The following is a 26,840-nucleotide window of genomic DNA, read 5'->3' as shown; positions in this document are numbered from 1 at the left end:
GCGGATCCTTTGGTGTTCTCCAGCAGCTGTCAGTGATGTCCGTTGGACGACCCGTTGGAGGCGCCGTCGGACGAACCGTTGGGGGCGCTGCTGCGCTCCTGGTGCTCGCGCAGTGCCGTCAGCGCCCTGTGCTCGGCCGCGTGTGTGGCCTCGGCGATCGCCTCGTGCTCAGACAGCGGGTCGGCCTTCAGGAAGCTGCCGCTGCCCGGGGCACCGGCGGATCCCAGCTTGTTCATCCGCTTGGGCAGAGCAGCGCCCTGGTACTCCAGCGGAAGCGGGTGGCCATGATCGTCGACCGGTCCCAGCGGCTGGTGCAGCTCGACGTACGCACCGTGCGGAAGGCGCTTGATGATGCCCGTCTCGACCCCGTGCTCCAGCACCGCGCGATCGCTGCGCTGCAGCGCGACGGCCCACCGGTAGGTCACGAAGTACACGATCGCGGGCAGCAGCACCATGCCGACGCGGCCGATCCACGTCGTCGCGTTCAGTGAGATGTGGAACTTCAGCGCGATGATGTCGTTCATGCACGCGAAGGTCAGCACGATGTAGAACGCGATCGCCGCAGCACCCACCGCGGTGCGCGTCGGTGCGTCACGCGGGCGTTGCAACAGGTTGTGGTGCGCGTTGTCGCCGGTCAGCTTCTTCTCGATGAACGGGTAGGCGCCCAGCAGCATGAAGATCAGGCCCATTGCCAGCGCCACCCACACACCCTGCGGGATGGTGTGACCGAACGGGTAGAACTCCCACGCCGGCCACAACCGGATCAGACCGTCGGTCCACATCATGTAGAAGTCGGGCTGGCTACCGGCCGAGACCTGAGATGGGTTGTACGGCCCGATGTTCCACACCGGGTTGATCTGCAGCAGACCACCCATCAGGCCGAGGATGCCGACGGTCACGGCGAAGAACGCGCCCGACTTGACCGCGAACACCGGCATGACGCGCACGCCGACGACGTTGGTCTCCGTCCGGCCGGGGCCGGGGAACTGCGTGTGCTTCTGGAACCACACCAGCGCCAGGTGAACGCCGATGAGCGCCAGGATGATTCCCGGTATCAGCAGGATGTGCAGCGCGTAGAGGCGTGGGATCAGGATCTCTCCGGGGAAGTCCCCGCCGAACAGCGCCCAGTGCATCCATGTGCCGACGACCGGGATGCCCATCGTGATACCTGAGAGCGCGGCGCGGATACCGGTGCCCGACAGCAGATCGTCGGGCAGCGAGTACCCGAAGAAGCCCTCGAACATCGCCAGGATCAGCAGCAGCGATCCGATCACCCAGTTGGCCTCACGCGGCCTGCGGAACGCGCCGGTGAAGAAGATGCGCGCGAGGTGCACCATGATCGACGCCGCGAACAGCAGCGCGGCCCAGTGGTGGACCTGGCGGACGAACAGACCGCCGCGGACCTCGAAGCTGATGTCCAGCGTGGTCTCGTAGGCGCGAGACATGCCCACACCGCGCAGCGGCTGGTAGACGCCGTCGTAGGTGACGTGTGCCATCGACGGGTCGAAGAACAGCGTCAGGTACACGCCCGTGAGGAGCAGCACGATGAAGCTGTACATCGCGATCTCGCCGAGCAGGAACGACCAGTGCGTCGGGAACACCTTGTTGAGCTGCCGGCGCACCGCCGCCGACGGGTGATACCGCGAATCGATCGCATCACCCTGTTTGGCGGCGACGGTTGCTGCGTCTAGACGTGGGCTCATGACTTCCGCTCCCAGAATGCCGGTCCGACGGGTTCGATGAAGTCGCCGTTGGCGACCAGGTAGCCGTCCTGATCGATGGTGATCGGCAGCTGCGCCAGGGCGCGGGCGGCCGGACCGAAGATCGGCTTGGCGAAGTGCAACGCGTCGAACTGCGACTGGTGGCACGGGCACAGAATGCGGTAGGTCTGCTGCTCGTAGAGCGAGGACGGGCAACCCAGGTGCGAGCAGACCTTGGTGTAGGCGAACAGCTCGCCGAAGTTGAAGCTCTCCTGGCCGCGACGCTTGACCACCCGCGACATGTCACCGGGTTTGATGCGGATCAGCATCACCGGGTTACGGACGCCCATCACGATGTCGTACAGGTGGTGCTCGGACTCGACGGTCGTTCCGTCACCGTCGGATTCGCGCCACGGGTAGACCGTCTCCATGCCGCCGGCGTCGAGGTCCTCCGGACGCATCTTCACGAACGGCGAATTGCCGGGCCGGCCCGTCGCGCGGGCCAGGAAGATGGTCTCGCCCTCGAAGCGCGGGGTCCAGCCCGAGGTCCACAGCACGGCCTTCATACCTTCGGCGGTGGGGACCACCGGTTTCCACGGATTCTTGATGAGTCCGCCGATGAACGCGACAGCGGTGCCCAGACCGAATGCGCCGAACCCGATGCCCAGCGAGAGCCCGATCATCTTGCGGCGCTTGATGGTCGAGCCGTCCAGCGCGTCACCGAGATTGGCGGCGATCGTCTTGCGATGGAGTTCGGGGGAGCGCCCGTCGTGGCGGTCCTGGATCGAGATCTCCTCGGGGATGAACTTCTTCTGGAAGAGCACCGCGCCGACGCCGATGGCGAGCACCGACAGGCCGAAGGTCAAACCGTAGAGCGGGGTGGTCAGCGAGTACAGGAACTCGCCGCCGGAGCCGTACGGCTTGTACTCCCACGGCCAGAACAGGAAGATCAGCAGCAGCGCCAGGCCCGAGAAGCCGGCGAGGAGGAACCAGTACGCGACCGTGCGTTCGGCGCGCTTCTCCGCCTTGGTGCCGGGGATCGGCCAGCGGGGTTCCTTGTGGACGATCTCGACGCCGTCGAGCCTGCCGCCGAGTTCGAGGAGCTCCTCCTGCGACATCTTCGCCAGTTCGGCGTCGGTGGGCTGTCCCGGTTCACCCTTGTGACCCGGGACGTCGGTGCCCTTCTCTGGCCCGTTGCGGTCGTCAGGTCCCTGACTCATGCCCGTGCTCCGATCCACAGTGCGGCGGCGATGATGGCCACCATTCCGACGATCCACGCGACCATGCCCTCAGAGGTGGGGCCGAAGCCGCCGAGTCCCAGGCCACCCGGGGTCGGTGTCTCGGCTGCCTCGCGGACGTACGCGACGATGTCGCGCTTCTCCTCGGGCGAGAGCTGACGATCGGAGAACTTGGGCATGTTCTGCGGACCGGTCAGCATCGCGGTGTAGATCTGGGCCTCGTTGGCGGTGCCGAGGTCGGGGGCGTACTTGCCCGACGACAGCGCGCCGCCCTTGCCAGTGAAGTTGTGGCAGGACGCGCAGTTCAGACGGAACAGGTCGCCGCCGCGGGCGACGTCGTTGCCGATCAGCGACTGCGACGCGATCTCGCCGTTCTCGTCACGCGGGACGACGGGGCCGCCGCCGTTGGCCTGGATGTAGGCGCCGAGCGCGTCGGTCTGCGCCTCGTCGAACTGGCGGGGCTTCTGAGGCGCCTGCGCCTCGCCGCGCATCGCGGGCATACGGCCGGTGGACACCTGGAAGTACACGGCCGCCTCACCCACACCGATCAGGCTCGGTCCGCGGTCGGCGACACCCTGCAGGTTCACGCCGTGGCACGACACGCAGGACGTGTCGTAGAGCTGCTGGCCGGTGCGCAGCATCGCCGAAGCCGACTCGTCGGCGACGGCGACCTGGGGTTGCGGCGTCAGCGTGGCCGCCAGGCCACCGGCCATCACCAGTCCGCTCAGCAGCAGCAGTGCTGCGGTGGCGCGGCGGCGCAGCCGCCGCCGGCGAACCGTCGCCGGCCGTCCGGCTCTGCGCGACTTGTCGGTCATCGAACCCCTTCTCATCGGCTTGTTCATCGCACGAAGTAGATGACGGCGAACAGGGCAATCCACACGATGTCGACGAAGTGCCAGTAATACGACACTACGATCGCGGCGGTGGCCTGCGCCGGGGTGAACTTGCTCATCCGGGTGCGCAGCAACAGGAGCACGAAGGCGATGAGACCGCCGATGACGTGCAGACCGTGGAAGCCGGTCGCCAGGTAGAAGACGGTGCCGTAGGCGCTGCCCGCGATGGTGGTGCCGTACTCGACGAGGTGGAGGTACTCGTAGGCCTGGCCGAGGACGAAGAACGTGCCCATCGCCAGCGTCAGCGTGTACCACCGCCGCAGGCCGAAGACGTCGCCGCGCTCGGCGGCGAAGACGCCCATCTGGCAGGTGAACGACGACGCGATCAGCACCAGCGTGACGGGCACGGCCAGCGCGAGATTCAGCTCCGTCGGAGCCGGCGGCCAGTCACCCCCCGCCTGCGCGCGCGCGGTGAAATACATCGCGAACAGTCCAGCAAAGAACATCAGTTCACTGGAAAGCCAGACAATGGTGCCGACACTGACCATATTTGGCCGGTTCAGCGAATGCACGCGGGACGTGATTGCGGTTCCCGAACTCCCAACAGCGCTCGTCACAGGAGCAAGTATGACGCTTTGTAGTTGTTGAACTCCACCCGGGTCGAGCAATTCGTCATAATCCCGTGTGTGACTACTCCTCCGCCCAGGCCCGCAGCACCGACGACCGACCCTGGTGACACCCCGACCTGGGCGATGATCCTGGGCCGTCTGACCACCGGACAGAGCCTCCTTCCGGGCCAGACCGCCTGGGCGATGGACCAGATCATGACCGGCGTCGCGACCCCGGCCCAGATCGCCGCGTTCGCGGTGTCGATGAAGATGAAGCGGCCGACGTCGGCGGAGGTCACCGAGCTGGCCGAGATCATGCTCAAGCACGCGCTTCCGGTCCCCACCGACACGATCGGGACGCACACCGTCGACATCGTCGGCACCGGCGGCGACGGCGCGAACACCGTCAACCTGTCCACGATGGCCTCGATCGTCGTGGCGGCCGCGGGCGTGCCCGTCGTCAAGCACGGCAACCGCGCGGCGTCGTCGCTGTCCGGCGGCGCCGACACGCTCGAAGCGCTCGGCCTGCGCATCGACCTCGGCCCCGACGACGTCGCACGCTGCGTGGCCGAGGTGGGCATCGGGTTCGCATTCGCTCCGCAATTCCATCCGTCCTATCGGCACGCGGGCGCGGTGCGTCGGGAGATCGGGGTGCCCACCGTGTTCAACCTGCTCGGTCCGCTGACCAACCCCGCGAAGCCGCGGGCGGGCCTGATCGGGTGCGCATGGGGCGATCTCGCCGAGGTGATGGCCGGAGTGTTCGCCACCCGCGGCTCCAGTGCGCTGGTGGTGCACGGCGACGACGGCCTCGACGAGCTGACCACGACCACGACGAGCACGATCTGGCGGGTGCAGGCCGGCACCGTCGAGCGGCTGACGTTCGATCCCGCTGCGTTCGGGTTCGCCAGGGCGCACGTGTCCGAGCTGACCGGGGGCGACGCGGAGGCGAACGCGGCATCGGCCCGCGAGGTGCTCGGCGGCGCCACGGGTCCGGTGCGGGATGCGGTCCTGCTCAACGCCGCGGGTGCGATGGTCGCTCACGCGGGCCTATCCAGCGACGCCAAGTGGGTTCCCGCGTGGGAGTCCGGTCTCGCGCGGGCGAAGGAGGCGATCGACTCCGGGGCGGCCGAACAGTTGCTCGCGCGTTGGGTGCGGTTCACCCAGGAGCTCTGAGCCGAGCCGTGAGGCACTGAGCTGTTCGGCGGCCAGCCGCGCCGACCGGGCCGTGGCCGCCCAGTGCGCCCAGCGGCCCGCCGCGGCGACCGGAGAGCAGTAGCCCGCGTCGGCGCGCACGATCCGCACCCCGGCCTGGCCGAGCCAGCGTGCGATCAGGGCCGTCTCCTCCACGAGCGCGCCGCCGAGTGGTCCCGGACCGGGCAACACCGACTGCGCGGCCGCGGTCAACGCGTCCACCACCGGCATCGGCGGTACGCCGCGCGGCGCCACCCCCGCCGACGCGAGCTGACCATGCCGGACGACGGCGAGGTGCCAGCCGCGGTCGCCGTCCGGCTTGGCCGCGACGAGTTCGGGGATGGTCGACAGTGCCCGTAGTCGTTGGCCCCGCCAGAGCACGTCGATGGTTGCCGCGGCGTGGTCGCGCAACCGGGCCGCGGTCTCGTAGCGGTTGCGCTCGGCCAGATCCGCGATGTGGGACAACGCCGCCGCGAGGGGTCGGCCGTCGCGTCCGTCGATCAGCGCGCGCGCATCCGCCACCGCAGCGGCGTAGGCCTGCGCGTCGGCGTCACGGACGGCGGGGCAGGGGGAGACCTCCCGCTCCGGACACGTCGGGCCGTGAAAAGCCTTGCGGCCCAGTCGGTTCGTGCAGGTTCGCACCCCGGTGAAACGGGCCATCAGCGCCGCCGCGTCGAACGCGTCCGCACGCGAGCGGAACGGCCCCACCGCGCTGTCGGTGCGGGGGGTGCGCACCGTGGAGAAGCGGGGGAACGGCTCGTCGGTGAGCGTCACCCACCACCACCGGTGCGGGAACTTGGAGCGGCGGTTGTACGGCGGGGCGTGCGCGGCGAGCAGGCGAAGTTCGCGCACGCCGGCCTCCAGGTCGTGCGCGCACTCCACATGGTCGACGGCCGTGGCCAGCGACGCCATCTCCTTCATGCGGGTCCGCGGATCGGCCCCGTTGAAGTACTGCCCGACGCGGCGCCGGAGATCGACCGCCGTGCCGACGTACAGAACCTCCGCCGACGGTCCGCGGAACAGGTAGACGCCGGGACTGCGCGGCAGCGAGTGCGCGAGATGGCGCTTACGGCGTTGTGCGGGTGTGACATCGGGCAGATACGCGCGCAGTTCGGCGTAGGTGTGCACGCCCTGGTTGCCGACCCGCTCGATCAGCGCGTGCAGCACGTCGACGGTGGCCCGGGCGTCGTCGAGGGCGCGGTGCGTCGGCGTGGTGGAGGCGCCGAACAGCCGGGCCAGCGCGGACAGCTTCACGCTGGGGGCCTCGTCGCGGGTCAGCACCCGCCGGGCGAGCGCGACGGTGCACAGCACCGGCGGCTTGGGCCACGGCACCTGGTTGCGTTCGGCCGCGGCCCGCAGGAAACCCATGTCGAAGCCGGCGTTGTGCGCGACGAGTACGGCTCCGCGGCAGAACTCGAGGAATGAGGGCAGTACCGATTCGATCCTGGGCGCGTCATAGACCATGGCCGTCGTGATCCCCGTCAGGGCGACGATCTGCGGCGGTATCGCACGACCCGGATCGACCAGGGTGGCGAACTCGCCGAGCACCTCGCCGCCGCGCACCTTCACCGCACCGATCTCGGTGATGGCGTCGTGGCGGTCACCGGAGGCGCGGCCTCCGGTGGTCTCCAGGTCGACGACGACGAACGTGGTCTCGCGCAGCGTCGGGTCGGCCCGCGGATCCACATCCGAGAAGCTGAGCTGACCCATGGCGCAAACGTAAGCGCCGTGGGTGACAACTGTGGTGAAGCAGGGCCGGACCTGTCGGTGGCCGTCGATACCGTGCGGGCGACTGCGATTGAGAGGGCAGGTGCGATGACACAACAACAGCGGCCACCGGGCGACGGAGCCGACGGCGGGACCGTCAAGATCGACTGCGACGACTGCGCTGTGCGCGGCCACGGGTGTCAGGACTGCGTCGTCAGCGTCCTGCTCGGGGTGCCCGAGACGCTGCACATGGATGAGCGGCGGGCGCTGGAGGTGCTGGCGGAGGTGGGCCTGGCGCCGCGCCTGCGGCTGGTCCCGATCCACCGGCAGCGAGACACCGGCGTGGCGTAGCGACACGCCGGACGCGGCGGCCCGAATCCTGGCAGGGATCCTTAAAAAGGGTTGTTAAGTTTGCCTCTTCCGTTGGACAAGGCCGTTGCCGTTTCGTAACCTATCTGAGACCTAAGTGAGTTCGAGGCGGCTCGTCACGGCAGTTGAAGGACGCAAAATCTTGACGCTCGACCGCGCGCATTGGCGCATTCGCCGTTACCGGCAAACCCTCATCGGCGTGATGACCGGCCTGGCCGTCTTCGGTGCGGTGCTGACCGGTCAGGCCTACGCCGATCCCGCCGCGGATGCGCTGGCCAAGATGAACGAGCTGTCCCGGCAGGCCGAGCAGACCACCGAGGCGATGCACTCGGCGCAGCTGGACCTCAACAGCAAGCTGGCGATCCAGCAGGCCGCGGAGTCCAAGCACGCCGGCGACCTGGCCGCCGTGGAAGCCGCCCGGCATCGGCTGGCGGACTACCAGGGCAAGGTCGACAAGCTCGCCGCGGCCCAGTACATGGGTGGCCGCGCGTCCGGTTTCGACGCGATGCTCACCGCGTCCTCGCCGCAGAGCCTGATCGACCAGATGTCCGTGCAGCGCGTGATGGCGACCGAGATGCAGTCCCAGATGGCGGCCTTCCGCGACGCCGGCATGCAGGCCGAGATCGCCGAGCAGGCCTCCGCCGCTTCGGCCACCGAGGCCAAGACGGCCGCCGAACAGGCCGCGGCGGTGCGGGCCGACCTGCAGTCCAAGCAGAGCCAACTGCAGACCCAGATCGCGATCGTCAAGGCTCAGTACGAGGCGCTGACGCCGACGCAGCGCGAGACGCTGGCCGCGGCGCCTCCGCCGCCGCCGGTGCCCGCAGCACTGCCGGTTCCGCCGGCTCCGGGACAGGACCCGGCCATTCTCGCCGCACCGCCCGCGCCGCCGGTCCCCGGAGCGATTCCGCCCGGTGACATCGCCCCGCCGGGATCGCCGGCCGCCACGACGGTGATCCAGGCCGCGCTGAGCCGCATCGGCTCCCCGTACTCCTGGGGCGGCTCGGGACCCGGCGCGTTCGACTGCTCGGGCCTGGTGATGTGGTCCTTCCAGCAGGCGGGCATCGCACTGCCGCACTCCAGCCAGGCGCTGGCACGCGGCGGACAGCCGGTGTCGACGGATCAGATGCAGCCCGGTGACCTGGTCACGTACTACTCCGATGCGTCGCACGTCGGCATCTACATCGGTGACGGGATGATGGTCCACGCCTCCACGTACGGCACACCGGTGCGCGTCGCCCCGGTGAACAATGCGCCGATCTACAACGTCCGTCGCTACTAGCCCGTCCCGGCTCCCGCGCTCGGTCGACAGACGCCGGCTCGGGGCCGTGTTCGGTGCGGAGCTGATCTGCGCGGTGCTGCTGATCGCCGGACCGCAGGTGTCCGCACCGGTTCCGGCCGTCGCGGCTCCGGTCCCGGCCACGCACTCCCCGCAACCCGCACCGACAGGACCCTCGACACGCACGGTCGCCACCCCCGACGGCCGCACCGCGCAACTGGCCGACCTGGGCGCCCCCGGCGGCGGCGCGCTCCTCGACCGCATCGCCGCCGAACTGCCGTCCGCCACCGCCGCGGTCACCGCGTTCTGGGGGCCACAGTGGCCGCGCGACATCCCGATCGTCGTCGCGGGCACCACCGGACAGTTCGCGACGCTGGGTGGCGGAGGGGACGGCATCGCGGCGACGACCACTGCGCAGCGCATCACGTTCGCCCCCGGCGCCACCGCGATGGACGACGCGGATCTGCGCACCGTGGTGCGCCACGAGCTGTTCCACTACGCCGCCCGCGCGGACACCGCCGCCGACGCGCCGGTGTGGTTCACCGAAGGCGTCGCCGACTACGTCGCCCGCCCCCCCGCGGCCACCCCGCCCGCCGCTCCGCGGGGGTTCCCCTCCGACGCGGAGATGGCCGCCCCGGGGCCGGCCCGCGACGAGGCCTACGACCGGGCCTGGGAGTTTGCGTCGTACGTCGCCGGCGTCTACGGCGAGGACACGCTGCGCGCCCTCTACGTCGCCGCGTGCGGGCACGGTCACGCCGACTTCGACGGCGCGGTCCGCACCGTCCTCGGAGTGGAGCCGGCCTTGCTGTGGGCGGACTCGTGAAACGAATCCTGCTCGTCACCAACGACTTTCCGCCACGCCGGGGCGGCATCCAGTCCTACCTCGAAGCCCTGGTCGGCCACCTCGTCGCGTCCGGTGACCACACCCTGACCGTGTACGCCCCGAAGTGGAAGGGCGCTCCCGACTACGACGCCGTCGCCGCCGCGACCGGATATGAGGTCGTGCGGCACCCCGGCACGCTGATGCTGCCCGAACCGACCGTTGCGCTGCGCATGCGCAAGATCATCGCCGAACGTGGCATCGACACGGTCTGGTTCGGTGCGGCCGCCCCGCTGGCGCTGATGGCGCCGCTGGCCCGCGCCGCCGGCGCCCGGCGCGTCATCGCCAGCACCCACGGCCACGAGGTGGGGTGGTCGATGCTGCCGCTGGCGCGAAACGCGTTGCGCCGCATCGGCAACGACACCGACGTCGTCACCTACATCAGCGCGTACACCCGCGGGCGCTTCGCCTCGGCGTTCGGTCCCGATGCCGCACTCGAACACGTCCCGCCGGGTGTGGACACCGACCGCTTCGTCCCCGACGAGGTCGCGCGCGCCGAGATGCGCGCCCGGTACCGACTCGGCAACCGGCCCGTGGTCGCGTGCGTGTCACGTCTCGTCCCACGCAAGGGCCAGGACATGCTGATCCGGGCGCTGCCGGCGATCCGTCAGCGCGCGCCCGGCGCGGCGCTGGTCATCGTCGGCGGCGGACCGTACCGCACATCGCTGCACCGTCTGGCCCACGACTTCGGGGTGGCCGACCACGTCGTGTTCACCGACGGCGTGCCGGGCGAGGAGCTGCCCGCCCATCATGCGATGGCCGACGTGTTCGCGATGCCCTGCCGCACACGGGGTTCCGGGCTCGACGTCGAGGGGCTGGGCATCGTCTACCTGGAGGCGTCCTCGACCGGGGTGCCCGTGGTCGCCGGCCGGTCCGGCGGTGCCCCGGAGACGGTGCGCGACGGGGAGACCGGGCTCGTCGTCGACGGATGGGACGTCGGCGCGATAGCGGCGTCGGTCGGTGAGCTGCTCGCCGACCCGGCACGGGCCGCGGCGATGGGCGCCGCGGGCCGGCAGTGGGCAGTGGACAACTGGCGGTGGAGCCTGCAGGCCGAAAGGCTGGCAAGGCTCCTGTAGCTCAGCCCTTCGCGTAGAGCGCCTCGATGTCGGCCGCGAACTTCTCGGCCACCACCTTGCGCTTGACCTTCAGCGTCGGGGTCAGCTCGCCGGTGTCCTCGGTGAAGTCGACCGGCAGGATCCGGAACTTCCGGATCGCCTCGGCCTTCGACACCGCCTGGTTGGCGTCCTTGACCGCCAGCTCGATCTCGGCGAGCAGGTCGGGATCGTCGGCGAGATCGGCGACGGAGGCGTCGGAGGCCTTGTGGTGGCGCTCCTTCCAGCCGGGGAACGCCTCGGTGTCGACGGTGATCAGCGCGGCGATGAACGGCTGCTGGTCGCCCACGGCCATGGCCTGGCTGATCAGCGGATGCGCGCGCAGCCGGTCCTCCAGCTGTGCCGGGGCGACGTTCTTGCCGCCGGCGGTCACGATGATCTCCTTCTTGCGGCCGACGATCGTCAGGAAACCGTCGTCGTCGATCGCGCCGAGGTCGCCGGTGTGGAACCAGCCGTCCGTGAACACGGCACGGGTCTCCTCCTCGTTACCCCAGTAGCCGTTGAACACGACACCGCCCCTGACCAACAGCTCGCCGTCCTCTCCGAGACGCATGCTGTTGCCGGGCACCAGCTTGCCGACCGAACCGACCCGCAGGTCGCCGACCCGGTTGACGGTGATCGCCGCGCTGGTCTCGGTGAGGCCGTAGCCCTCGTAGATGGACAGGCCGACGCCGCGGTAGAAGTGGCCCAGCCGGGCGCCCAGCGGCGCGCCGCCGGAGATCGCGGCGTGGCAGCGGCCTCCCAGCGCCGCGCGCAGCTTGCCGTAGACCAGCTTGTCGAACAGCGCGTGCTTGAGCTTGAGCACCAGACCGGGGCCGCCGCTGTCGAGTGCCTTGCTGTACTCGATCGCCGTGTTCGCGGCCGCGGTGAAGATCTTGCCCTTGCCGCCGGTCTCGGCGTTCAGTTCGGCGGTGTTGTAGACCTTTTCGAACACCCGGGGCACCGACACCACCAGCGTCGGCTGGAAGACCGCGAACATCGGAACCAGGTTCTTGATGTCGCTGGTGAAGCCGAGGGTGACGCCGTTGCTGAACGCGCCGATGGTCAACGCGCGGGCCAGGACATGCGCCAGCGGCAGGAACACCAGCAGCTTCTCGCCTTTGGCCAGGTGCTCGGGGAAGCACGCCTTGGCCCCGCGGATCTCGTAGAGCAGGTTGGAGTGGGTCAGCTGGCAGCCCTTGGGTCGGCCCGTCGTGCCCGAGGTGTAGATCAGCGTGGCCGCGTCCGTCGACCTGATGGACGCGACCCGCTCGTCGACGGCGGCGGCGTCGACCGAGGCGCCGGCTTCGGCGAGCTCGTCGAGCGCGGGGACGGAACCGTCGATGACGTAGATCCTGCGCAGCGCCGGCAGTGTGTCGCGCTGCGCTTCGATGTGCGCGGCGTGCGCGTCGGTCTCGGCGATCGCGGCGACGGCGCCGGAATCGGCCAGCACGAACTGGACCTGCTCGGCCGAGCTCGTCTCGTAGATCGGCACCGTGACCGCGCCGATCGACAGGATCGCGAAGTCCAGGATCGGCCACTCGTACCGCGTCGCGGACAGCAGGGCCACGCGATCGCCGGCCTGCACGCCTTCGGCGATGAGCCCGCGCGCCGCGGAGCGGATCTGCCCGGCGGCCTGCCGCGCGGTGACGTCGATCCATTTCCCGTCGACCAGCCGCTGGAAGATCACGTGATCGGGATCGTCGCGTTCGTGGGTGAAGACGGCGCCGACGATGTTGTCGCGCTCTTCGACGGTGAATGGTGCCGGAACGGTGAACTCACGCGCAGTCATCGGGTAATCGCCCTCTCGCTTTACAGGCCACAATGCCGTGTACAGCGTAGTCGTCCCGCGCCCGATCGTATCCGGGCATGTGTGAAGCTTTGTGTCATGAACAGCATCCAGATCGCCGACGAAACCTTCGTCGCGGCCGATCCGGTCGCCGTCGGTGAGGCGGTCGCCGACCGGTCGAGCTGGTCGCGCTGGTGGCCGGACCTCCGGCTGGAGGTCGTCGAGGACCGGGGCGAGGCGGGGCAGCGCTGGAAGGTGACCGGCGCTCTGACCGGGACCATGGAGGTCTGGTTGGAGAAGGTGCTCGATGGCGTCATAGTGCATTACTTCCTGCACGCCGAGCCCTCGGGTGTGGCCGCGCGGCAGTTGGCGAAGATGAACCTGCCGAAGATGAACCATCGACGGCGGGTCGCGGGCAAGGACATGGCCTTCGAGGTGAAGCGCACGCTTGAGGCGGGACGGCCCGTCGGGGTCTCGCGGTTGGCCTGAAGCATCGCGGGCATACCAGGTCGGGAGAGTAGATTTCTGGCCAGCGACCAGACCAGATCGGGGAAGGCTCCAGTGGCAGACAAGACGGCGCAGACCATCTATATCGACGCCGACCCGTCGACGGTGATGGACGTCATCGCCGACATCGGCTCGTACCCCGACTGGGTCGCCGAGTACAAGGAGACCGAGGTCCTCGAGGCCGACGCCGAGGGTTACCCGAAGGTCGCCCGGCTGGTGCTCGACGCCGCGGTGCTCAAGGACACCATGGTGCTCGCCTACAGGTGGCCCGCCGACCATAAGTCGGTGACGTGGTCGCTGGTGTCGAGTTCGCTGCTCAAGGCCCTCGATGGGGCGTATCGCCTGTCGCCCAAGGGATCCGGAACAGACGTCACCTACGAGCTGTCGGTCGATCTGGTCATCCCGATGATCGGCCTGCTCAAACGCAAAGCCGAGCGGCGGCTGACGGACACGGCCCTGAAGGATCTCAAGAAGCGAGTGGAGACTGACTGAGCGGGGTCCCGCCGCCCGCATCAGTCTGTTCGTCGGCAAGGGTGGCGTAGGGAAGTCGACGCTGGCGACCGCGACCGCGGTCCGCGCTGCCCGTGCCGGGTCGCGGGTGCTGATCGTGTCCACCGACCAGGCGCACTCGACCGGCGACGTGCTCGGCGTGAGCCTCGTGCCGACGGGCCTGCGCCGGCCGACGCGGGTGCTGGCCGATCTCGACGCGGCCGGTTCCGGCGGCGGTTCGCTCGACGCGCTCGCGCTCGACACGTTGGCGCTGCTGGCTGCCCGCTGGCTCGAGGTCGCACGACCGCTGGCCGAGCGGTTCCCCGATTCCGACATCGGAGACATTGCCCCCGAAGAGCTTTCGGCGCTACCCGGCGTCCAGGAGGTTCTGGGCCTGCACGAGGTCGGCGAACTCGCCGACTCGGGGGAGTGGGACCTCGTGGTCGTCGACTGCGCGTCGACGGCCGATGCGATGCGGATGCTCACACTGCCCGCGACCTTCGCGCTGTACCTGGAACGGGCCTGGCCCCGCCACCGCCGGCTGTCCAGTGCCGACGACGCGCGCACCGCCGTCGTGGTCGGGCTGCTGGAACGGGTCGGCGCCGGCACCGAGGAACTCGGCAGGCTGCTCACCGACGGGTCGAGGGTCAGCGCGCACCTGGTGATGACTCCCGAGCGCGTGGTCGCCGCCGAAGCGGTCCGCACGCTGGGCGCGCTGTCGCTGATGGGTGTGCAGGTCGCCGAGCTGATCGTCAATCAGGTGCTGGTGCAAGACGATTCGTTCGAGTACCAGAACCTGCCCGCCCATCCGGCCTTCGACTGGTACTCGGAACGGATCTCCGAACAGCAGGCGGTCCTCAATGACCTCGACAGCGCCATCGGTGATGTGGCGCTGGTGATGGTGCCCCATCTGCCGGGCGAGCCGATCGGCCCCAAGGCGCTCGGGGAGCTGCTCGACGCGGCCCGCCGCCGCGACGGGTCGGCGCCGCCGGGACCGGTGCGCCCGGTCGTCGACCGGGAGTCCGGATCCGGCCTGGACGCGGTGTATCGGCTGCGGTTGGAGCTACCTCAGGTGGACCCGACGGCCTTGTCGTTGGGTAGGGTCGACGACGACCTGATCATCGGCGCCGGCGGGATGCGGCGCCGGGTCCGCCTGGCATCGGTGTTGCGGCGGTGCACCGTCATCGGTGCCCAGTTGCGCGGCACCGAGCTGACGGTGCGATTTCGACCGAATCCGGAGGTGTGGCCGCGGTGAATGGGGCGCACCCCGAACTCGGGCCCGAACTGCGCGCGCTCGCGCAGTCGATCCTGGACAGACTGGACCCGGTCATCCGGCTGGCGGCCGCGCGCGCACAGGCGTCCGCGGGCGTCCCCGGTCAGTGCCAGCAGGTCTGGTGCCCGGTGTGCGCGCTCGCCGCGCTGATCTCCGGCGAACAGCACCCCCTTCTGACGGTGGTCGCCGATCATTCCGTCGCGCTTCTGACGGTGCTCAAGGCGATGCTCGACGACATGGACGACGCGGGCACAGCCACCGTCGGTGCGCCGGAGCCGCCGACTCCGGACACCCCGCCGCCGGACGGTGCGGGATCGCCGGATCCGGCGCCACCAGATCCGCCCGGCCGCTATCAGCACATCCCTGTCGACATCGATGAGTAGAAGCACTCAGGCGCACATGTAGTGGCATCCACCTGCGGTGGGTAATGTTGTCGAAGAGCATATTGACCGCGCCGCGGTCGGGTGATCCGGAGGGTCCATGTGGTACTGGCTGTTCAAGTACGTCCTGCTCGGACCCCTGCTGGCTTTGATCGCCCGGCCGAAAATCGAAGGGCTGGAGCACATTCCGGCCGACGGTTCGGCGATCCTGGCCAGTAATCATCTGGCGGTGATGGACAGCTTCTACCTTCCACTGCTGGTGCGCCGCCGCATCACCTTCCTGGCCAAGGCCGAGTACTTCACCGGCACCGGGGTCAAGGGCCGGTTCCTGGCGTGGTTCTACACCGCCGTCGGCCAGGTGCCGATCGACCGCACCGACGCCGACAGTGCGCAGGCCGCGTTGACCACCGCCGAGCGGATCCTGGGTCAGGGCAAACTGCTCGGGATGTATCCCGAGGGCACCCGGTCGCCCGACGGCCGGCTGTACAAGGGCAAGACCGGCCTGGCCAGGCTTGCACTGCAGACCCAGGTCCCGGTGATCCCGGTGGCGATGATCGGCACCGACGAGGTCAACCCGCCCGGGAAGGGACTGCGGTTCGGACGGGTCCGGGCCAAGATCGGGCCGCCCATGGACTTCAGCCGTTTCGACGGGCTGGCCGGCAACCGCTTCATCGAGCGCGCCGTCGTCGACGAGGTCATGTACGAGCTGATGCGGTTGTCGGGACAGGAGTACGTCGACCTCTACGCCGCTGATGTGAAGCTGGGAAAAGCTGACGCGGCCCCCAAGCCGCCGACTCGCCTCCCGGAATCGGCCGCCGGTTAGGCCTTGAGCACCTCGGTGCCGGGTTCGGCGCCGGGCTCGCGGGCGTCCACGCCGGGCGTGGTGTCGCGGTGGAGCGTGACGGTGCCGATCGCGACGATCACAGCCAGCGCCCACCACAGGTAGGACCCGCCGACGAGCTGGCGCCACAACGCCGCGGTGGTCTCGCGATGCTCGGGCAGCAGAGTGATCGGCGACCACACCATCAGCACCAGCCCGAGGGTGGCGACGGCGCCGAGCAGGGCGTGGCGCAGACGGACCGCCAGCACCGCGGTGACCACCACCGTCGGCAACATCCACACCCAGTGATGCGACCAGGACACCGGCGAGACGACCAGGCCGAACATCGCCACCGAGATCAGTGCGAGCACCGGCTGATCGGCCCTCAGCGCCCGCCGCGCCGCCCACACCGTCAGCGCGAGGACCGCGAAGCACAGCGCGACCCACAGCAGGAACCGCGCGTCCTCTCCCAGCCCCAGCCGGGCCAGGGCGCCGGCGATGTTCTGGTTGGTGTTCAGCGTCGCCGTACCGATGCGGTCGGTGTTGCGGACGGTCTCGGTCCAGTACTCCCAGGAGTCGCTCCAGGCGAAGGCGAAACCGGCCAGCGTCGCGACCACCACGGAGGCCGCGGTGACCAGCAGAGCGCGCGTGTCCCGGCGGAGCAGGAAGTAGAGCAGGAACACCGCGGGGGTGAGTTTCACCGCGATCGCCAGCCCCAGCAGCACGCCCCGCGGGCACGGTGTGCGGCGCGGTACGCAGTCCGCGAGGACCAGCGTCATCAGCACGACGTTGATCTGGCCGAAGTCGAAGTTCGCCCGGATCGGCTCGCAGAAGATGACCGCGGGCGCGACGATCGCCGCGGCCAGCCAGCACCGGCGGACCCACGCGGGCTCTCGTGTCACCCCGGTCGTCGGCCACACGTCGAGGCGGGTCAGCACGATCACGGTCGAGACGAGCAGCAGCACCAGCGTCGTCGCGGTGATCGCGAGGCTGGCCGCCTCCAGCGACAACATCGCGAACGGTGAGAACGCGACCGCGGCCAGCGGAGGGTAGGTGAACGGGAGCTCCAGGCCGCCCCGCGTCTGGAACATCGCGCCGTCGGCGTAGAGCGACCGGCCGTCCAGCCAGGCCCGTCCACCCATCCGGTACACGTCGATGTCGATGCGGTACGGGACGTGGCCGAGGAGGCGCGACGCCGCGATGACCAGCGCAGCGAGCGTCAGCAGCTGGAACAGCCGCCACAGGAGCCGTGGACCCCAACCAGCCCCGCCGGGCGACCGCCGATTACTCATGTCGGGGTCCAGACTATCGGGGCCGATCCGCGAGTCGGCGGGTATCCCGCGCTCGACACACGCAGGTCGGCGTAAGTTTTCTGGGTGCGCTCGGACCTCGACCTCGACCTCGGCTTCTCCGTGCACATCCCGTCGTCGCGGCTTCCGCTGGTGTGCTGCCTGGTCGCCTTCATCCTGACGTTCTTCATCACCCGCACGATCGTGCGGTACATCCGCAGCCAGGCCGGCAGCGACGCGCCCCGCAAGTGGTGGCAGCCCCGCAACATCTCGGCCGGTGGCGGGCTGCACATCCACCACGTGGTGATCGGTGTCGTCCTGGTCATGGTCTCCGGTATCACGATGGTGACGATCGCGGTCGACGGCGGTGTACCCGAGTTCACGGCCGCGTCAATCCTGTTCGGGGTCGGCGCGGCGCTGGTCCTCGACGAGTTCGCGCTGATCCTGCATCTCGAGGACGTGTACTGGGCCGAGGACGGCCGCACCTCGGTCGACGCGGTGTTCGTCGCCGTCGCGGTGGCGGGACTGTTGATCCTGGGGTTCAATCCGCTGTCGTTCTTCGACGTCGCGGACTGGCAGGACGACCCGTCGGTGACGACACGCGCCATCGTCGTGGTGGCTGCGTTGGCGACGCTGGCCCTGGCGGTGATCGTGTTGTTGAAGGGCAAGGTGTGGACCGGGCTGGTGGGCATGTTCATCACGCCGCTGCTCGTCATCGGCGCGGTCCGGCTGTCGCGGCCGCACGCGCCGTGGGCGCGCTGGCGCTACACGAGCAGGCCCCGCAAGATGCACAGGGCGCTGGAGCGGGAACGTTGGCTGCGACGACCGGTGGTGCAGGCCAAACTGTGGCTGCAGGACGCGATCGCCGGAATGCCGAAGTTCCCGGACGACGCGCTGGTCGACGAGCAACTCGACCGTGAGATCCACGCCGCGCCCGCTCCCGCCGAGCGAGAGCCCGCCCCACAGAAAGCCTCCTAGATTGCGGTACTTCTACGACACCGAGTTCATCGACAACGGCCGCACGATCGAGTTGATCTCGATCGGGGTCGCCGCCGAGGACGGCCGCGAGTACTACGCGATCTCCACCGAGTTCGACCCGGAGCGGGCCGGCAGTTGGGTGCGCAAGCACGTGCTGCCGAAGCTGCCGTCGCCGGCGTCGCCGCTGTGGCGATCACGGCGGACGATCCGCACCGAGCTGGAGGACTTCTTCGGCATCGACGGCGACGAGCCGATCGAGCTGTGGGCGTGGGTCGGCGCGTACGACCATGTGGTGCTGTGCCAGCTGTGGGGACCGATGACCGACCTGCCGCCGGCGATTCCCCGGTTCACCCGCGAGCTGCGCCAATTCTGGGAGGACCGGGGCTCTCCGCGGATGCCTCCGCGCCCGCGGGATGCGCATGACGCGCTCGTCGACGCCAAGCACAACCTGGTGCGTTATCGCCTGATGACCGGCCGGTAATACCATTGACGGCGTGAACTGGACCGTCGACGTACCCATCGACCAGCTGCCCGCGCTCCCGCCGCTGCCCGCGGATCTGCGGCAGCGTCTCGACGCCGCGCTGGCCAAGCCGGCGCTGCAGCAGCCGTCCTGGGACGCCGGCCAGGCCGCCGCGATGCGCAAGGTGCTCGAGAGCGTGCCGCCGGTGACGGTGCCGTCGGAGATCGAGCGGCTCAAGGGGCAGCTGGCCGACGTCGCGCTGGGCAAGGCGTTCCTGCTGCAGGGCGGCGACTGCGCCGAGACGTTCGTCGACAACACCGAGCCGCACATCCGCGCGAACATCCGCACGCTGCTGCAGATGGCCGTGGTGCTGACCTACGGCGCGAGCATGCCGGTGGTGAAGGTGGCCCGCATCGCCGGGCAGTACGCCAAGCCGCGCTCGTCGGACGTCGACGCGCTGGGTCTGAAGTCCTACCGCGGCGACATGGTCAACGGCTTCGCACCGGACGCCGCGGTGCGCGACCACGACCCGTCGCGACTGGTGCGCGCCTACGCCAACGCCAGCGCGGCGATGAACCTGGTGCGCGCGCTGACGTCGTCGGGGATGGCGTCGCTGCACCAGGTGCACGACTGGAACCGGGAGTTCGTCCGGACCTCGCCCGCGGGTGCGCGCTACGAGGCGCTGGCCGGCGAGATCGACCGCGGACTGCGGTTCATGAGTGCGTGCCGGGTCGACGACCGCAACCTCGACACCGCCGAGATCTACGCCAGCCACGAGGCGCTGGTGCTCGACTACGAGCGTGCGATGCTGCGCATGGAGACCGGTGACCTGGCCGACCCCGCTCTGTCGTCGGAGCCCAAGCTCTATGACCTGTCGGCCCATTACGTGTGGATCGGGGAGCGCACCCGTCAGCTCGACGGCGCACACGTCGCCTTCGCCGAGGTGATCGCCAACCCGATCGGCATCAAGATCGGGCCGACGACCTCGCCCGAGCTTGCGGTCGAGTACGTCGAGCGCCTGGACCCGAACAACGAGCCGGGCCGGCTCACCCTGGTCAGCCGGATGGGCAACCACAAGGTCCGCGACGTGCTGCCGCCGATCATCGAGAAGGTGCAGGCGTCGGGCCACCGCGTCATCTGGCAGTGCGACCCGATGCACGGCAACACCCACGAGTCCTCGACGGGCTACAAGACCCGCCACTTCGACCGCATCGTCGACGAGGTGCAGGGTTTCTTCGAGGTGCACCGGGCGCTGGGGACCCACCCCGGCGGCATCCACGTCGAGATCACCGGTGAGAACGTCACCGAGTGTCTCGGTGGGGCACAGGACATCTCGGACACCGACCTGGCCGGGCGCTACGAGACGGCGTGCGATCCGCGGCTGAACACGCAGCAGTCGCTGGAGCTGGCCTTCTTGGTCGCGGAGATGCTCCGCGATTAGGCCGCAGCGGAGATGCTCCGCGACTAGATCAGGTTGGGCAGGTTCGCGCCGAGCGTCCATGCGCCGGCGGCGGCCAGCCCTGCCAGCGTGATCACCGCGATGACCCAGAACAGCAGGGCCCTGCGCGCGCGCTGGCGCGCCCAGTAGAAGTGCTCCAGCTCGACACCGGCGAAATGTCCTGTGTGTGAGGGATATTCGTCGTACTCGGTGTCGGCTTCGGAGTCGTCGTCGGTGTCGTCGTCGAACGCGGGGAGCTCGTCGCGGCTGAACACCCTGGTGTTCGTCGGCTGGTTCGTCCGGGCCGTCAACGCGGTCGTGTCCGCCGAGCTGTGGGACGCCGAGACCTTCGGCGCCGGCACCCGGAAGTGCGGCAGATCGAGTTCGCGCACGATGACGTCGAGCTGGTCGGCCATCTCGGCGGCATCGGCGAACCGGCCCGCCGGGTCGCGCGCCGTCGCGCAGTGCACCAGGTCGTCGAATTGCCTTGGCACGCCGCGGATCGCCGCACTCGGCGGCGGGACGTCGCGGTCCATCCGCTGGTAGGCGACCGCGAGGGAGGAGTCCCCGGTGAAGGGGGTGCGACCGGTCAGCAGCTCGTAGACCATGACCCCGACCGAGTAGACGTCGCCGCGGGAATCGGTTTCTCCGGTGGCGACCTGTTCGGGTGACAGGTAGGCCGCGGTCCCGAGGATCACGCTCGTCGAGGTGATCTTGGCCTCGGCCACCGCGCGCACGAGGCCGAAGTCGGCGATCTTGACGTCGCCATCATCACTGATCAGGACGTTCTCGGGCTTGATGTCACGGTGCACCAGCCCGGCGGCGTGGGCGGCGGCCAGCCCGCCCAGCACGGGCCGCAGCACGGCGGCCACCGCGTGCGGCGGCATCGGTCCGCGTTCACGCAGGAGTTCGCGCAGCGTCCCGCCCTCGATCAGCTCCATGACGAGGAAGGGGTGGCGGCCGTCGAGGCCCTGGTCGTAGACAGCGACCAGGCCGGGGTCCTTGAGCCGCGCCACCGCGCGGGCCTCGCGCTGGAACCGCGTCATGAAGTGCTCGTCGCCGGCGTAGCGCGAGTCCATGATCTTGAGCGCGACGGGCCGGTCGAGCCGAAGGTCGAGTCCGCGGTAGACGTCCGACGTACCGCCGGCCGCGATCAGGGTGTCCACCTGGTAGCGACAGTCCAGCACGACCCCGGTCAGTGGGCTTGGCTGCTGGTAGGTCTCCATCGGGATCATGGTACGAGCCGGGATCGCGAAGTGGCTTCGGCGAGCTCTAGACTCTGTGCGATGAGCAGCATTCCGACTGCCGAGGACGTTCTGGATCCCGACGAAGCCGTCTACGAGGTCTCCGAGGTGTCGAAGCTTCTGGGCATCCCGGCTTCCAAGGTGCATCAGCACCTGCGCGACGGTCATCTGATCGCGGTGCGCCGCAACCGGTCCATCGTCGTACCCAAGGCGTTCTTCGACGACCACGGGCATGTGGTCAAGAGCCTGCCCGGGCTCCTGGTGGTGTTGCACGACGGCGGATACACCGAGACCGAGATCGTGCGGTGGTTGTTCACCCCGGATCCGTCACTGGCGATCCGCCGCGACGGCGCCGGCGAGGAGCAGGCTAACGCGCGTCCGGTCGACGCGCTGCACTCGCATCAGGCCCGCGAGGTGGTTCGTCGCGCGCAGGCGATGGCGTACTGAAATCCTCGGGGCGGTCCGCCCCTTCGGGCTGATTCGACAGCCAGTACCACGCGGCGGCCGCGCAGGCGGTGGCCAGCAGCACGTGTGCCCATGAATACATGCCGTGCGCGCCGTCGGGCCGCCAGATCGCGGTGATCCAGGTGGAGAATCCCGCGATCAGGGCGATCGAGCGGCGCGACTGGGCCAGCGCCGCGATCACGGCCAGCGGCCAGGTGTAGTACCAGGGCAGGGCGGCGGGCACGAACAGCACGACGACCGCCATGACGAGCGCGATCCCCATCAGCGCGTCACGATCGGTGCGGCGGTAACGCCACCACAGCAGGGGCGCGGAGATCGCGATCACGCCGATCCCGATGATGCGGGTGGTCTCCAGCACCGCGTAGAAGTTCACCGGCATCACGAGACCGACGACGGCGTTGGTCAGGTTCGCGATCGCGGTCGGTACGGTCAGCCAGTTGATGATCTTCACCGAACCGGCCAGCGCGGTGAGCCACCCCAGCCCGACGCCGGCGGCCAGCGACAACACCGCGAACACGACGACGAAGACGAGCACCGAACCGGCGGTCGCCGCGGCGAACGCCTTGGCGGGGGAGAAGCCTCGCCGGTCCCGCAACTGCCGCGCCCAGACCCAGACCATGAACGGCAGGGCGAGCCCCGCGGTCGCCTTGACCGCGACGGCCACCGCGATCAGCGTGACGCCCGAGACGTTGCGTCCGGCGAAGCACAGCGCGATGCCGGCCATCATCAGCCCGACCATCAGCATCTCGTTGTGCACGCCACCCATCAGGTGGATGATCACCAACGGGTTGAGCACGGCGATCCACAGCGCGGCCGCCCCGCTGGCGCCGACGTGCCGGGCGACCCGCGGCGCGGCCCAGATCAGCAGTGCCAGACCGGGAAGCATGCACAGCCGCAGGAGCATCGTGCCGGCCACCACGTCGTCGCCGACGAGCATCGTGACGAACTTCGCGACCAGGATGAACGCCGGGCCGTAGGGTGCGGTCGTCGTCGTCCAGATCGGGCTGACGTTGTCCAGCAAGGAGTTCGGGTTCTCGATCGGGCCGACGACGTAGGGGTCGAACCCGTCACGCAGCAGCGCGCCCTGAGCCAGATAGGAGTAGGTGTCGCGGCTGAACAGCGGGACGCTGAGCAGCAGCGGCGTCAGCCAGAACGCCGTGGTGGCCAGCATCGTGTATTGGGTTGCGGTGCGGTCGATCACGTGCCGGCCCAACCACACCCACGCGAGGACCATCAGCGCCACACCGCCCCACAGCAGCAGCGAGGACACCACCAGGCCGTGGCCGAACCGCAGCCAGGACAGGTGCATCGACTCCAGCAGCGGGTCGTGCAGGCGGGTGCTGCCCGCACCGAGTCCGCCGGCGGTGAGCAGGACGGCGCCGAGCGCGCCGACGAGGGCGGGGCGGCCCTGTCGGGACAGCGTGAACTCTTTGAGGCGCCGGAGATGGTTCGGGGCCGCGGCAGTCTGGGACATGCTCGACGTCATGCTCCTAGGCGGACCGGTTCGCGGCCAATCTGGCGAGCTCCGCCAGCCCGGCCTTGGCCCGCACGTCGATCGGGGCCGAGTTCATGATGTCGAGGGCGCGGCGGGTGAGGGTGTCGATCCGGCTCTCGACTGCCGCGAGTGCGCCGACCGCTTCGATGACCAGGCAGAGCTCCTTGACCTGGGCGTCGCTGAGGTCGGTGCCGATGGAGGTCCGGAGCAGTTGGGCCGCGAGCGGGTCGTGCCGGTCGGCGAGCTCAACGGCCTCGGCCAGCAGGACGGTGCGTTTCCCCGAGCGCAGGTCGTCGCCGGAGGGTTTGCCGGTGACCGCCGGATCGCCGTAGACGCCGAGCACGTCGTCGCGCAGCTGGAAGGCCACCCCCAGGCTGGTGCCGAGTTCGTGGAACGCTTCGAGAATCTCGGGCCGGTCGCCCGCGGCGGCGGCGCCGAGCTGCAGCGGACGCGAGATCGTGTAGGACGCGGTCTTGTAGATGTTGACCGTCAGTGCCGACGCGACCGTCTCGCTGCCGCTGGCCTCGTTGACGATGTCGAGGTACTGGCCGCCGAGCACCTCGGTGCGGATCGCCGCCCACACGCGCTGGACCCGCCGGTGCGCGGCGTCGTCGATCGGCGCCTCGGCGATGATGTCGTCGGCCCAGACCAGCGACAGATCGCCGAGCAGAATGGCCGCCGAAAGCCCGAACTGATCGGAGGACCCGAGCCAGTTGTTGCTGCGGTGGCGCTCACTGAAGATGCGGTGCACGGTCGGCAGCCCGCGCCGGGTGGCCGACGCGTCGATGAGGTCGTCGTGGACGAGTGCGCACGCGTGCAGCAGCTCGAGTGCGGAGAACAGCCGCATGATGTGCGGTTCGGGCTCTGTGCCGGCGACGGCGCGGAATCCCCAGTACGCGAACGCCGGACGAAGCCGCTTGCCGCCGCGCAGGACGAACTCCTCGAGAGCCTCCGTCAGGACCGCGTAGTCGGTGCCGATGTAGGCGGCGTCGCGGCGGCGCCCGCGCAGGTACTCGCGCAGTTCCTCGTTGACGGCGTTCACCAGCTCGACGGCTGACGGTGCCGCTGCGTCCACGCTCAGCGGGCGCCCCTTTCTCCTCGTCGATCACGCCCCGAGTGCACAGCGTAAAGCCTGGCGGTCGGCAGCGAGCAAATAAGGTTCAGTGCGTCTGTTCCTGCGGTTCGCCGGGGCGCGGCGACCTGTCCCTGTTGCTGTAGGCCAGCCATGCGACGATCCCGGCGACCAGGAAGGACGCCACGCCCAGCCAGATCGCCGCGCCGGCGAACGAGCGCGCGCTCGGGTCGGTGTAGCGGGCCTGGGCGTTCATCGTGCTCACCACGCCGGGCCGCAGTTTCCACTCCACCACCGACGACGAGATCTGGTCCCCGTTGGTCGAGGTCACCTCGCCGGGGAACGCGACCGACAGCGACACGTCGGCCTCGGGGTCGCTGAGGGAGGTGAGGTCCACACGTCCCTCCAGGATCACCAGGTCGCCGGCGCGGCGCAGCGAGATGTCCACGCCGGCGGCGTCCCGGTTCATCGCGGCCAGCTGGGGCAACTCGGCGAAGGTCAGATCGGAGAAGGTGGCCTGGGAGCCCACGTAGTCGTCGCGGCTGTAGTCCGAGACGGCGACCTTCTGGGCGAACGGCAGGTTGTTGAGCAGCTGCGGACCCTTGTCGTTGTCGTCGCGCGGGATGGCTGCGGCGACGATCTGACCCGAGACGCGGTCGTCGGGGGACACCGTGATCGATGCCCGGACGCGCACGCAACCGATCAGCGAAGGCGCGACGACCAGGAGCAACAACACCATCGCGAGCAGGCGTCTGCGGGTGCGGTGACGGGTCAGCACCTGGTCATCGTGCCAGACGGGTGCGGTCAGGTCAGCGGGAGTGGGCGTCCGAGGATGGCGAATGCGCGCGGGTCGCCCGCAAAGTGGTATTCGCGGATCACGTCGGTGAAGCCGAGGCGGCGGTAGAGCCGCCAGGCCCGGTTGGCCTCGCCGTTGATCTCCGGTGTCGAGAGCAGGACCTGGCGCTCGGTGCGGTCCTGCAGCAGCCGGCGGATCAGGGCCTCGCCGAGGCCGTGGCCCTGGGCGCGCGGGTGGATGTGCAGCTCGGTGAGCTCGAAGTAACTGCTCATCAGCTCGGAGATGCGGTCGGCGTCGGCGCCGTTGCGGCGCAGGCCGGAGATGACCTGTTGCTGCCACCACTGGTCCGGCGCGCCGCAGTAGCCGTAGGCGATGCCGAGTAGCGGCGCGCGCGCCGGAAGATGGTCCGCGTCGGTGGGGTCGCCGGATACCTCGACGGCGGCGACGGCCTTCCAGCCGTGCCGACGGATGTGCTCGAGCCACATCGATGCCCGCTGGTCCTCGGTGCCGCGGGGGTAGCGCATCGCATCGACGTAGACCGCGAGGGCATCGCCGAGACGCTGCTGCATATCGCTGGGCGACAGATCGATCAGACGTGTCGCCAAGTGTTCGTCCCCTCCTGGATTCGATCGTGCGGCCGACTACCATTATCGGGACGCGGAGGTGGTGATACCCACCGACGGGGTACGTCATAGAATCGGGCAGCGAACAAGGTGGTACGGCTCAGTTTCAGCTCGTATCATTACTGTTAAGTGCCCGTACATGCGGGCACCGTGACTTCGAACGACTGCGACGCCCCCACGGCAAGAGGGAGGGACGAATGCCACTCTCCGATCATGAGCAGCGCATGCTTGACCAGATCGAGAGCGCGCTCTATGCCGAGGACCCCAAGTTCGCGTCGAGCGTTCGCGGTGGGACTCTGCGCGCCCCGTCCACCCGTCGCCGTTTGCAGGGGGTGGCGCTGTTCGTTCTCGGCCTGGCGATGCTCGTCGCGGGTGTGGCATGGAACGCGACCTGGATCGGCAGCCTGCCGGTGCTGTCGGTGATCGGCTTCATCGTGATGTTCGGTGGCGTCATCTTCGCGATCACCGGCCCCCGCGTCAGCAAGGGAGAGCGGGTGCCCAACGATCTCGCCGCGCAGCGTCAGAAGCGCGCGAAGGGTTCGGGTGGGTCGTTCACCAGCCGGATGGAGGACCGTTTCCGGCGTCGTTTCGACGAATAGCTCTCGTCTCGACCCGTTACAGGGGCAGCCCATAGGGCTGCCCCTTCTTTTTTGCCCCACTGAGCCCCACATCCCCCACCGGGCCCCACTTCGGCGCCGTAAGGTCGGGTGAACAGCGCATTTGCGAACCATCGGCCGCAAGCACTGCTGGGGCGCCGAAGTGCTCGCTCCGCTGAACTCCCTGGTGATGGGGCATCGGACGAAACGCGCGGGTCTATTTGGAGCAAAGT

General features: G+C 69.3%; 26 protein-coding genes and 1 pseudogene. 15 read left to right on the top strand and 12 right to left on the bottom strand.

Features of this window, described 5'->3' with window-relative positions; genetic code table 11:
* Positions 1–29: 29 nt before the first annotated feature.
* From qcrB to ctaE, 4 genes are read right to left on the bottom strand one after another with little or no spacing between them, the layout of a single operon-like run.
* A complete protein-coding gene (gene qcrB, locus DYE23_RS17170) occupies positions 30–1,703 on the bottom strand; it encodes a cytochrome bc1 complex cytochrome b subunit (RefSeq protein ID WP_011893831.1) in 1,674 nt (557 codons plus the stop codon).
* Positions 1,700–2,920, bottom strand: coding sequence for a cytochrome bc1 complex Rieske iron-sulfur subunit (gene qcrA, locus DYE23_RS17165; protein WP_011893832.1), 1,221 nt, complete (start codon positions 2,918–2,920; stop codon positions 1,700–1,702). Before qcrA ends, qcrB begins: the two co-directional genes overlap by 4 nt.
* A complete protein-coding gene (gene qcrC / locus DYE23_RS17160; protein ID WP_011893833.1) occupies positions 2,917–3,753 on the bottom strand; it encodes a cytochrome bc1 complex diheme cytochrome c subunit in 837 nt (278 codons plus the stop codon). The genes qcrA and qcrC overlap by 4 nt, the downstream gene beginning before the upstream one ends.
* 23 nt (positions 3,754–3,776) lie before the next feature.
* Positions 3,777–4,388, bottom strand: coding sequence for an aa3-type cytochrome oxidase subunit III (gene ctaE, locus DYE23_RS17155; protein WP_115327731.1), 612 nt, complete (start codon positions 4,386–4,388; stop codon positions 3,777–3,779).
* 69 nt (positions 4,389–4,457) lie between these two features.
* Here ctaE and trpD point away from each other — a divergent pair, with 69 nt between their 5' ends.
* On the top strand, positions 4,458–5,552 hold the full coding sequence (gene trpD / locus DYE23_RS31135) for an anthranilate phosphoribosyltransferase (protein ID WP_011893835.1): 1,095 nt from the start codon (positions 4,458–4,460) through the stop codon (positions 5,550–5,552).
* Here trpD and DYE23_RS17145 read toward each other — a convergent pair.
* A pseudogene (locus tag DYE23_RS17145) lies at positions 5,490–7,280 on the bottom strand (DEDD exonuclease domain-containing protein); the annotation flags it as partial. The gene trpD and the pseudogene DYE23_RS17145 overlap by 63 nt on opposite strands.
* Positions 7,281–7,385: 105 nt before the next feature.
* Here DYE23_RS17145 and DYE23_RS17140 point away from each other — a divergent pair.
* From DYE23_RS17140 to DYE23_RS17125, 4 genes are all read left to right on the top strand, one after another.
* A complete protein-coding gene (locus tag DYE23_RS17140; RefSeq protein WP_013471452.1) occupies positions 7,386–7,628 on the top strand; it encodes a hypothetical protein in 243 nt (80 codons plus the stop codon).
* A 160-nt stretch (positions 7,629–7,788) separates the two neighbouring features.
* A complete protein-coding gene (gene ripC, locus DYE23_RS17135) occupies positions 7,789–8,925 on the top strand; it encodes a peptidoglycan hydrolase RipC (RefSeq protein ID WP_115327729.1) in 1,137 nt (378 codons plus the stop codon).
* Positions 8,894–9,745: a basic secretory protein-like protein gene (locus DYE23_RS17130; protein WP_115327728.1), complete on the top strand. Its 852-nt coding sequence runs from the start codon at positions 8,894–8,896 to the stop codon at positions 9,743–9,745. The genes ripC and DYE23_RS17130 overlap by 32 nt, the downstream gene beginning before the upstream one ends.
* Positions 9,742–10,878 (top strand): glycosyltransferase family 4 protein, encoded by a 1,137-nt coding sequence (locus DYE23_RS17125; RefSeq protein WP_172527928.1) that lies wholly within the window; start codon positions 9,742–9,744, stop codon positions 10,876–10,878. Before DYE23_RS17130 ends, DYE23_RS17125 begins: the two co-directional genes overlap by 4 nt.
* 1 nt (position 10,879) lies before the next feature.
* Here DYE23_RS17125 and DYE23_RS17120 read toward each other — a convergent pair whose 3' ends face one another.
* Complete coding sequence (locus DYE23_RS17120) at positions 10,880–12,685, bottom strand: AMP-dependent synthetase/ligase (RefSeq protein WP_011893840.1); 1,806 nt, start codon at positions 12,683–12,685, stop codon at positions 10,880–10,882.
* Positions 12,686–12,781: 96 nt separating this feature from the next.
* On the opposite strand from DYE23_RS17120, the gene DYE23_RS17115 reads away from it, so the two are divergent.
* The 5 genes from DYE23_RS17115 (at position 12,782) to DYE23_RS17095 (ending at position 16,154) form a co-directional block, all read left to right on the top strand.
* Positions 12,782–13,171: a polyketide cyclase / dehydrase and lipid transport gene (locus tag DYE23_RS17115; protein ID WP_115327727.1), complete on the top strand. Its 390-nt coding sequence runs from the start codon at positions 12,782–12,784 to the stop codon at positions 13,169–13,171.
* A gap of 72 nt (positions 13,172–13,243) precedes the next feature.
* Positions 13,244–13,681, top strand: a complete 438-nt coding sequence (locus tag DYE23_RS17110) for an SRPBCC family protein (protein WP_011893842.1) — start codon at positions 13,244–13,246, stop codon at positions 13,679–13,681.
* Positions 13,674–14,933, top strand: coding sequence for an ArsA family ATPase (locus DYE23_RS17105; RefSeq protein WP_013471455.1), 1,260 nt, complete (start codon positions 13,674–13,676; stop codon positions 14,931–14,933). The genes DYE23_RS17110 and DYE23_RS17105 overlap by 8 nt, the downstream gene beginning before the upstream one ends.
* Positions 14,930–15,334, top strand: coding sequence for a hypothetical protein (locus tag DYE23_RS17100; protein WP_011893844.1), 405 nt, complete (start codon positions 14,930–14,932; stop codon positions 15,332–15,334). The genes DYE23_RS17105 and DYE23_RS17100 overlap by 4 nt, the downstream gene beginning before the upstream one ends.
* Positions 15,335–15,431: 97 nt before the next feature.
* Entirely contained in the window at positions 15,432–16,154 is a 723-nt protein-coding gene (locus DYE23_RS17095) for a lysophospholipid acyltransferase family protein (RefSeq protein WP_115327726.1), read from the top strand.
* Here the strand turns inward: DYE23_RS17095 and DYE23_RS17090 are convergent.
* Entirely contained in the window at positions 16,151–17,443 is a 1,293-nt protein-coding gene (locus DYE23_RS17090) for a glycosyltransferase 87 family protein (RefSeq protein WP_011893846.1), read from the bottom strand. The genes DYE23_RS17095 and DYE23_RS17090 overlap by 4 nt on opposite strands.
* Before the next feature lie 84 nt (positions 17,444–17,527).
* Here DYE23_RS17090 and DYE23_RS17085 point away from each other — a divergent pair, with 84 nt between their 5' ends.
* Genes DYE23_RS17085 through DYE23_RS17075 form a run of 3 tightly spaced genes read left to right on the top strand, consistent with a single transcriptional unit; the run spans position 17,528 to position 20,319 of the window.
* Entirely contained in the window at positions 17,528–18,418 is an 891-nt protein-coding gene (locus DYE23_RS17085) for a hypothetical protein (RefSeq protein WP_011893847.1), read from the top strand.
* A 1-nt stretch (position 18,419) separates the two neighbouring features.
* On the top strand, positions 18,420–18,899 hold the full coding sequence (locus DYE23_RS17080; RefSeq protein WP_011893848.1) for a polyadenylate-specific 3'-exoribonuclease AS: 480 nt from the start codon (positions 18,420–18,422) through the stop codon (positions 18,897–18,899).
* A gap of 13 nt (positions 18,900–18,912) precedes the next feature.
* Positions 18,913–20,319, top strand: coding sequence for a class II 3-deoxy-7-phosphoheptulonate synthase (locus DYE23_RS17075; protein ID WP_011893849.1), 1,407 nt, complete (start codon positions 18,913–18,915; stop codon positions 20,317–20,319).
* 23 nt (positions 20,320–20,342) lie between these two features.
* Here DYE23_RS17075 and DYE23_RS17070 read toward each other — a convergent pair whose 3' ends face one another.
* A complete protein-coding gene (locus DYE23_RS17070; protein ID WP_115327725.1) occupies positions 20,343–21,551 on the bottom strand; it encodes a protein kinase domain-containing protein in 1,209 nt (402 codons plus the stop codon).
* Positions 21,552–21,602: 51 nt separating this feature from the next.
* Between DYE23_RS17070 and DYE23_RS17065 the strand changes: the two genes are divergently transcribed.
* Positions 21,603–22,007: an Rv2175c family DNA-binding protein gene (locus DYE23_RS17065; RefSeq protein WP_013471457.1), complete on the top strand. Its 405-nt coding sequence runs from the start codon at positions 21,603–21,605 to the stop codon at positions 22,005–22,007.
* Here DYE23_RS17065 and DYE23_RS17060 read toward each other — a convergent pair.
* The 4 genes from DYE23_RS17060 to DYE23_RS17045 all read right to left on the bottom strand — a co-directional run bounded on the left by DYE23_RS17060 (position 21,928) and on the right by DYE23_RS17045 (position 25,993).
* A complete protein-coding gene (locus DYE23_RS17060) occupies positions 21,928–23,511 on the bottom strand; it encodes an alpha-(1->6)-mannopyranosyltransferase A (RefSeq protein WP_115327724.1) in 1,584 nt (527 codons plus the stop codon). The two genes, DYE23_RS17065 and DYE23_RS17060, sit on opposite strands and share 80 nt — an antisense overlap.
* 4 nt (positions 23,512–23,515) lie before the next feature.
* Entirely contained in the window at positions 23,516–24,595 is a 1,080-nt protein-coding gene (gene idsA2 / locus DYE23_RS17055; RefSeq protein WP_115327723.1) for a bifunctional (2E,6E)-farnesyl/geranyl diphosphate synthase, read from the bottom strand.
* An 85-nt stretch (positions 24,596–24,680) separates the two neighbouring features.
* Positions 24,681–25,370, bottom strand: a complete 690-nt coding sequence (locus tag DYE23_RS17050; protein WP_011893854.1) for an LppM family (lipo)protein — start codon at positions 25,368–25,370, stop codon at positions 24,681–24,683.
* A 26-nt stretch (positions 25,371–25,396) separates the two neighbouring features.
* Positions 25,397–25,993, bottom strand: coding sequence for a GNAT family N-acetyltransferase (locus tag DYE23_RS17045; RefSeq protein ID WP_011893855.1), 597 nt, complete (start codon positions 25,991–25,993; stop codon positions 25,397–25,399).
* Positions 25,994–26,208: 215 nt separating this feature from the next.
* Between DYE23_RS17045 and DYE23_RS17040 the strand changes: the two genes are divergently transcribed.
* On the top strand, positions 26,209–26,610 hold the full coding sequence (locus tag DYE23_RS17040; RefSeq protein ID WP_011893856.1) for an SCO2097 family morphological protein: 402 nt from the start codon (positions 26,209–26,211) through the stop codon (positions 26,608–26,610).
* Positions 26,611–26,840: the final 230 nt, after the last annotated feature.

This window comes from Mycolicibacterium gilvum, from assembly GCF_900454025.1.
In the GTDB taxonomy this organism is placed as follows: domain Bacteria; phylum Actinomycetota; class Actinomycetes; order Mycobacteriales; family Mycobacteriaceae; genus Mycobacterium; species Mycobacterium gilvum.
Note: the sequence above shows the minus strand (reverse complement) of the source record. Positions and strands in the feature narration are given on the sequence as shown.

Bases quoted from the DNA above. Each gene is read 5' to 3' on its own strand.
- qcrB (WP_011893831.1), bottom strand. From the start codon at position 1,703: ATGAGCCCACGTCTAGACGCAGCAACCGTCGCCGCCAAACAGGGTGAT.
- qcrA (WP_011893832.1), bottom strand. From the start codon at position 2,920: ATGAGTCAGGGACCTGACGACCGCAACGGGCCAGAGAAGGGCACCGAC.
- qcrC (WP_011893833.1), bottom strand. From the start codon at position 3,753: ATGACCGACAAGTCGCGCAGAGCCGGACGGCCGGCGACGGTTCGCCGG.
- DYE23_RS17140 (WP_013471452.1), top strand. From the start codon at position 7,386: ATGACACAACAACAGCGGCCACCGGGCGACGGAGCCGACGGCGGGACC.
- DYE23_RS17130 (WP_115327728.1), top strand. From the start codon at position 8,894: ATGCGCCGATCTACAACGTCCGTCGCTACTAGCCCGTCCCGGCTCCCG.
- DYE23_RS17120 (WP_011893840.1), bottom strand. From the start codon at position 12,685: ATGACTGCGCGTGAGTTCACCGTTCCGGCACCATTCACCGTCGAAGAG.
- DYE23_RS17115 (WP_115327727.1), top strand. From the start codon at position 12,782: ATGAACAGCATCCAGATCGCCGACGAAACCTTCGTCGCGGCCGATCCG.
- DYE23_RS17095 (WP_115327726.1), top strand. From the start codon at position 15,432: ATGTGGTACTGGCTGTTCAAGTACGTCCTGCTCGGACCCCTGCTGGCT.
- DYE23_RS17090 (WP_011893846.1), bottom strand. From the start codon at position 17,443: ATGAGTAATCGGCGGTCGCCCGGCGGGGCTGGTTGGGGTCCACGGCTC.
- DYE23_RS17070 (WP_115327725.1), bottom strand. From the start codon at position 21,551: ATGATCCCGATGGAGACCTACCAGCAGCCAAGCCCACTGACCGGGGTC.
- DYE23_RS17065 (WP_013471457.1), top strand. From the start codon at position 21,603: ATGAGCAGCATTCCGACTGCCGAGGACGTTCTGGATCCCGACGAAGCC.
- DYE23_RS17060 (WP_115327724.1), bottom strand. From the start codon at position 23,511: ATGACGTCGAGCATGTCCCAGACTGCCGCGGCCCCGAACCATCTCCGG.
- DYE23_RS17040 (WP_011893856.1), top strand. From the start codon at position 26,209: ATGCCACTCTCCGATCATGAGCAGCGCATGCTTGACCAGATCGAGAGC.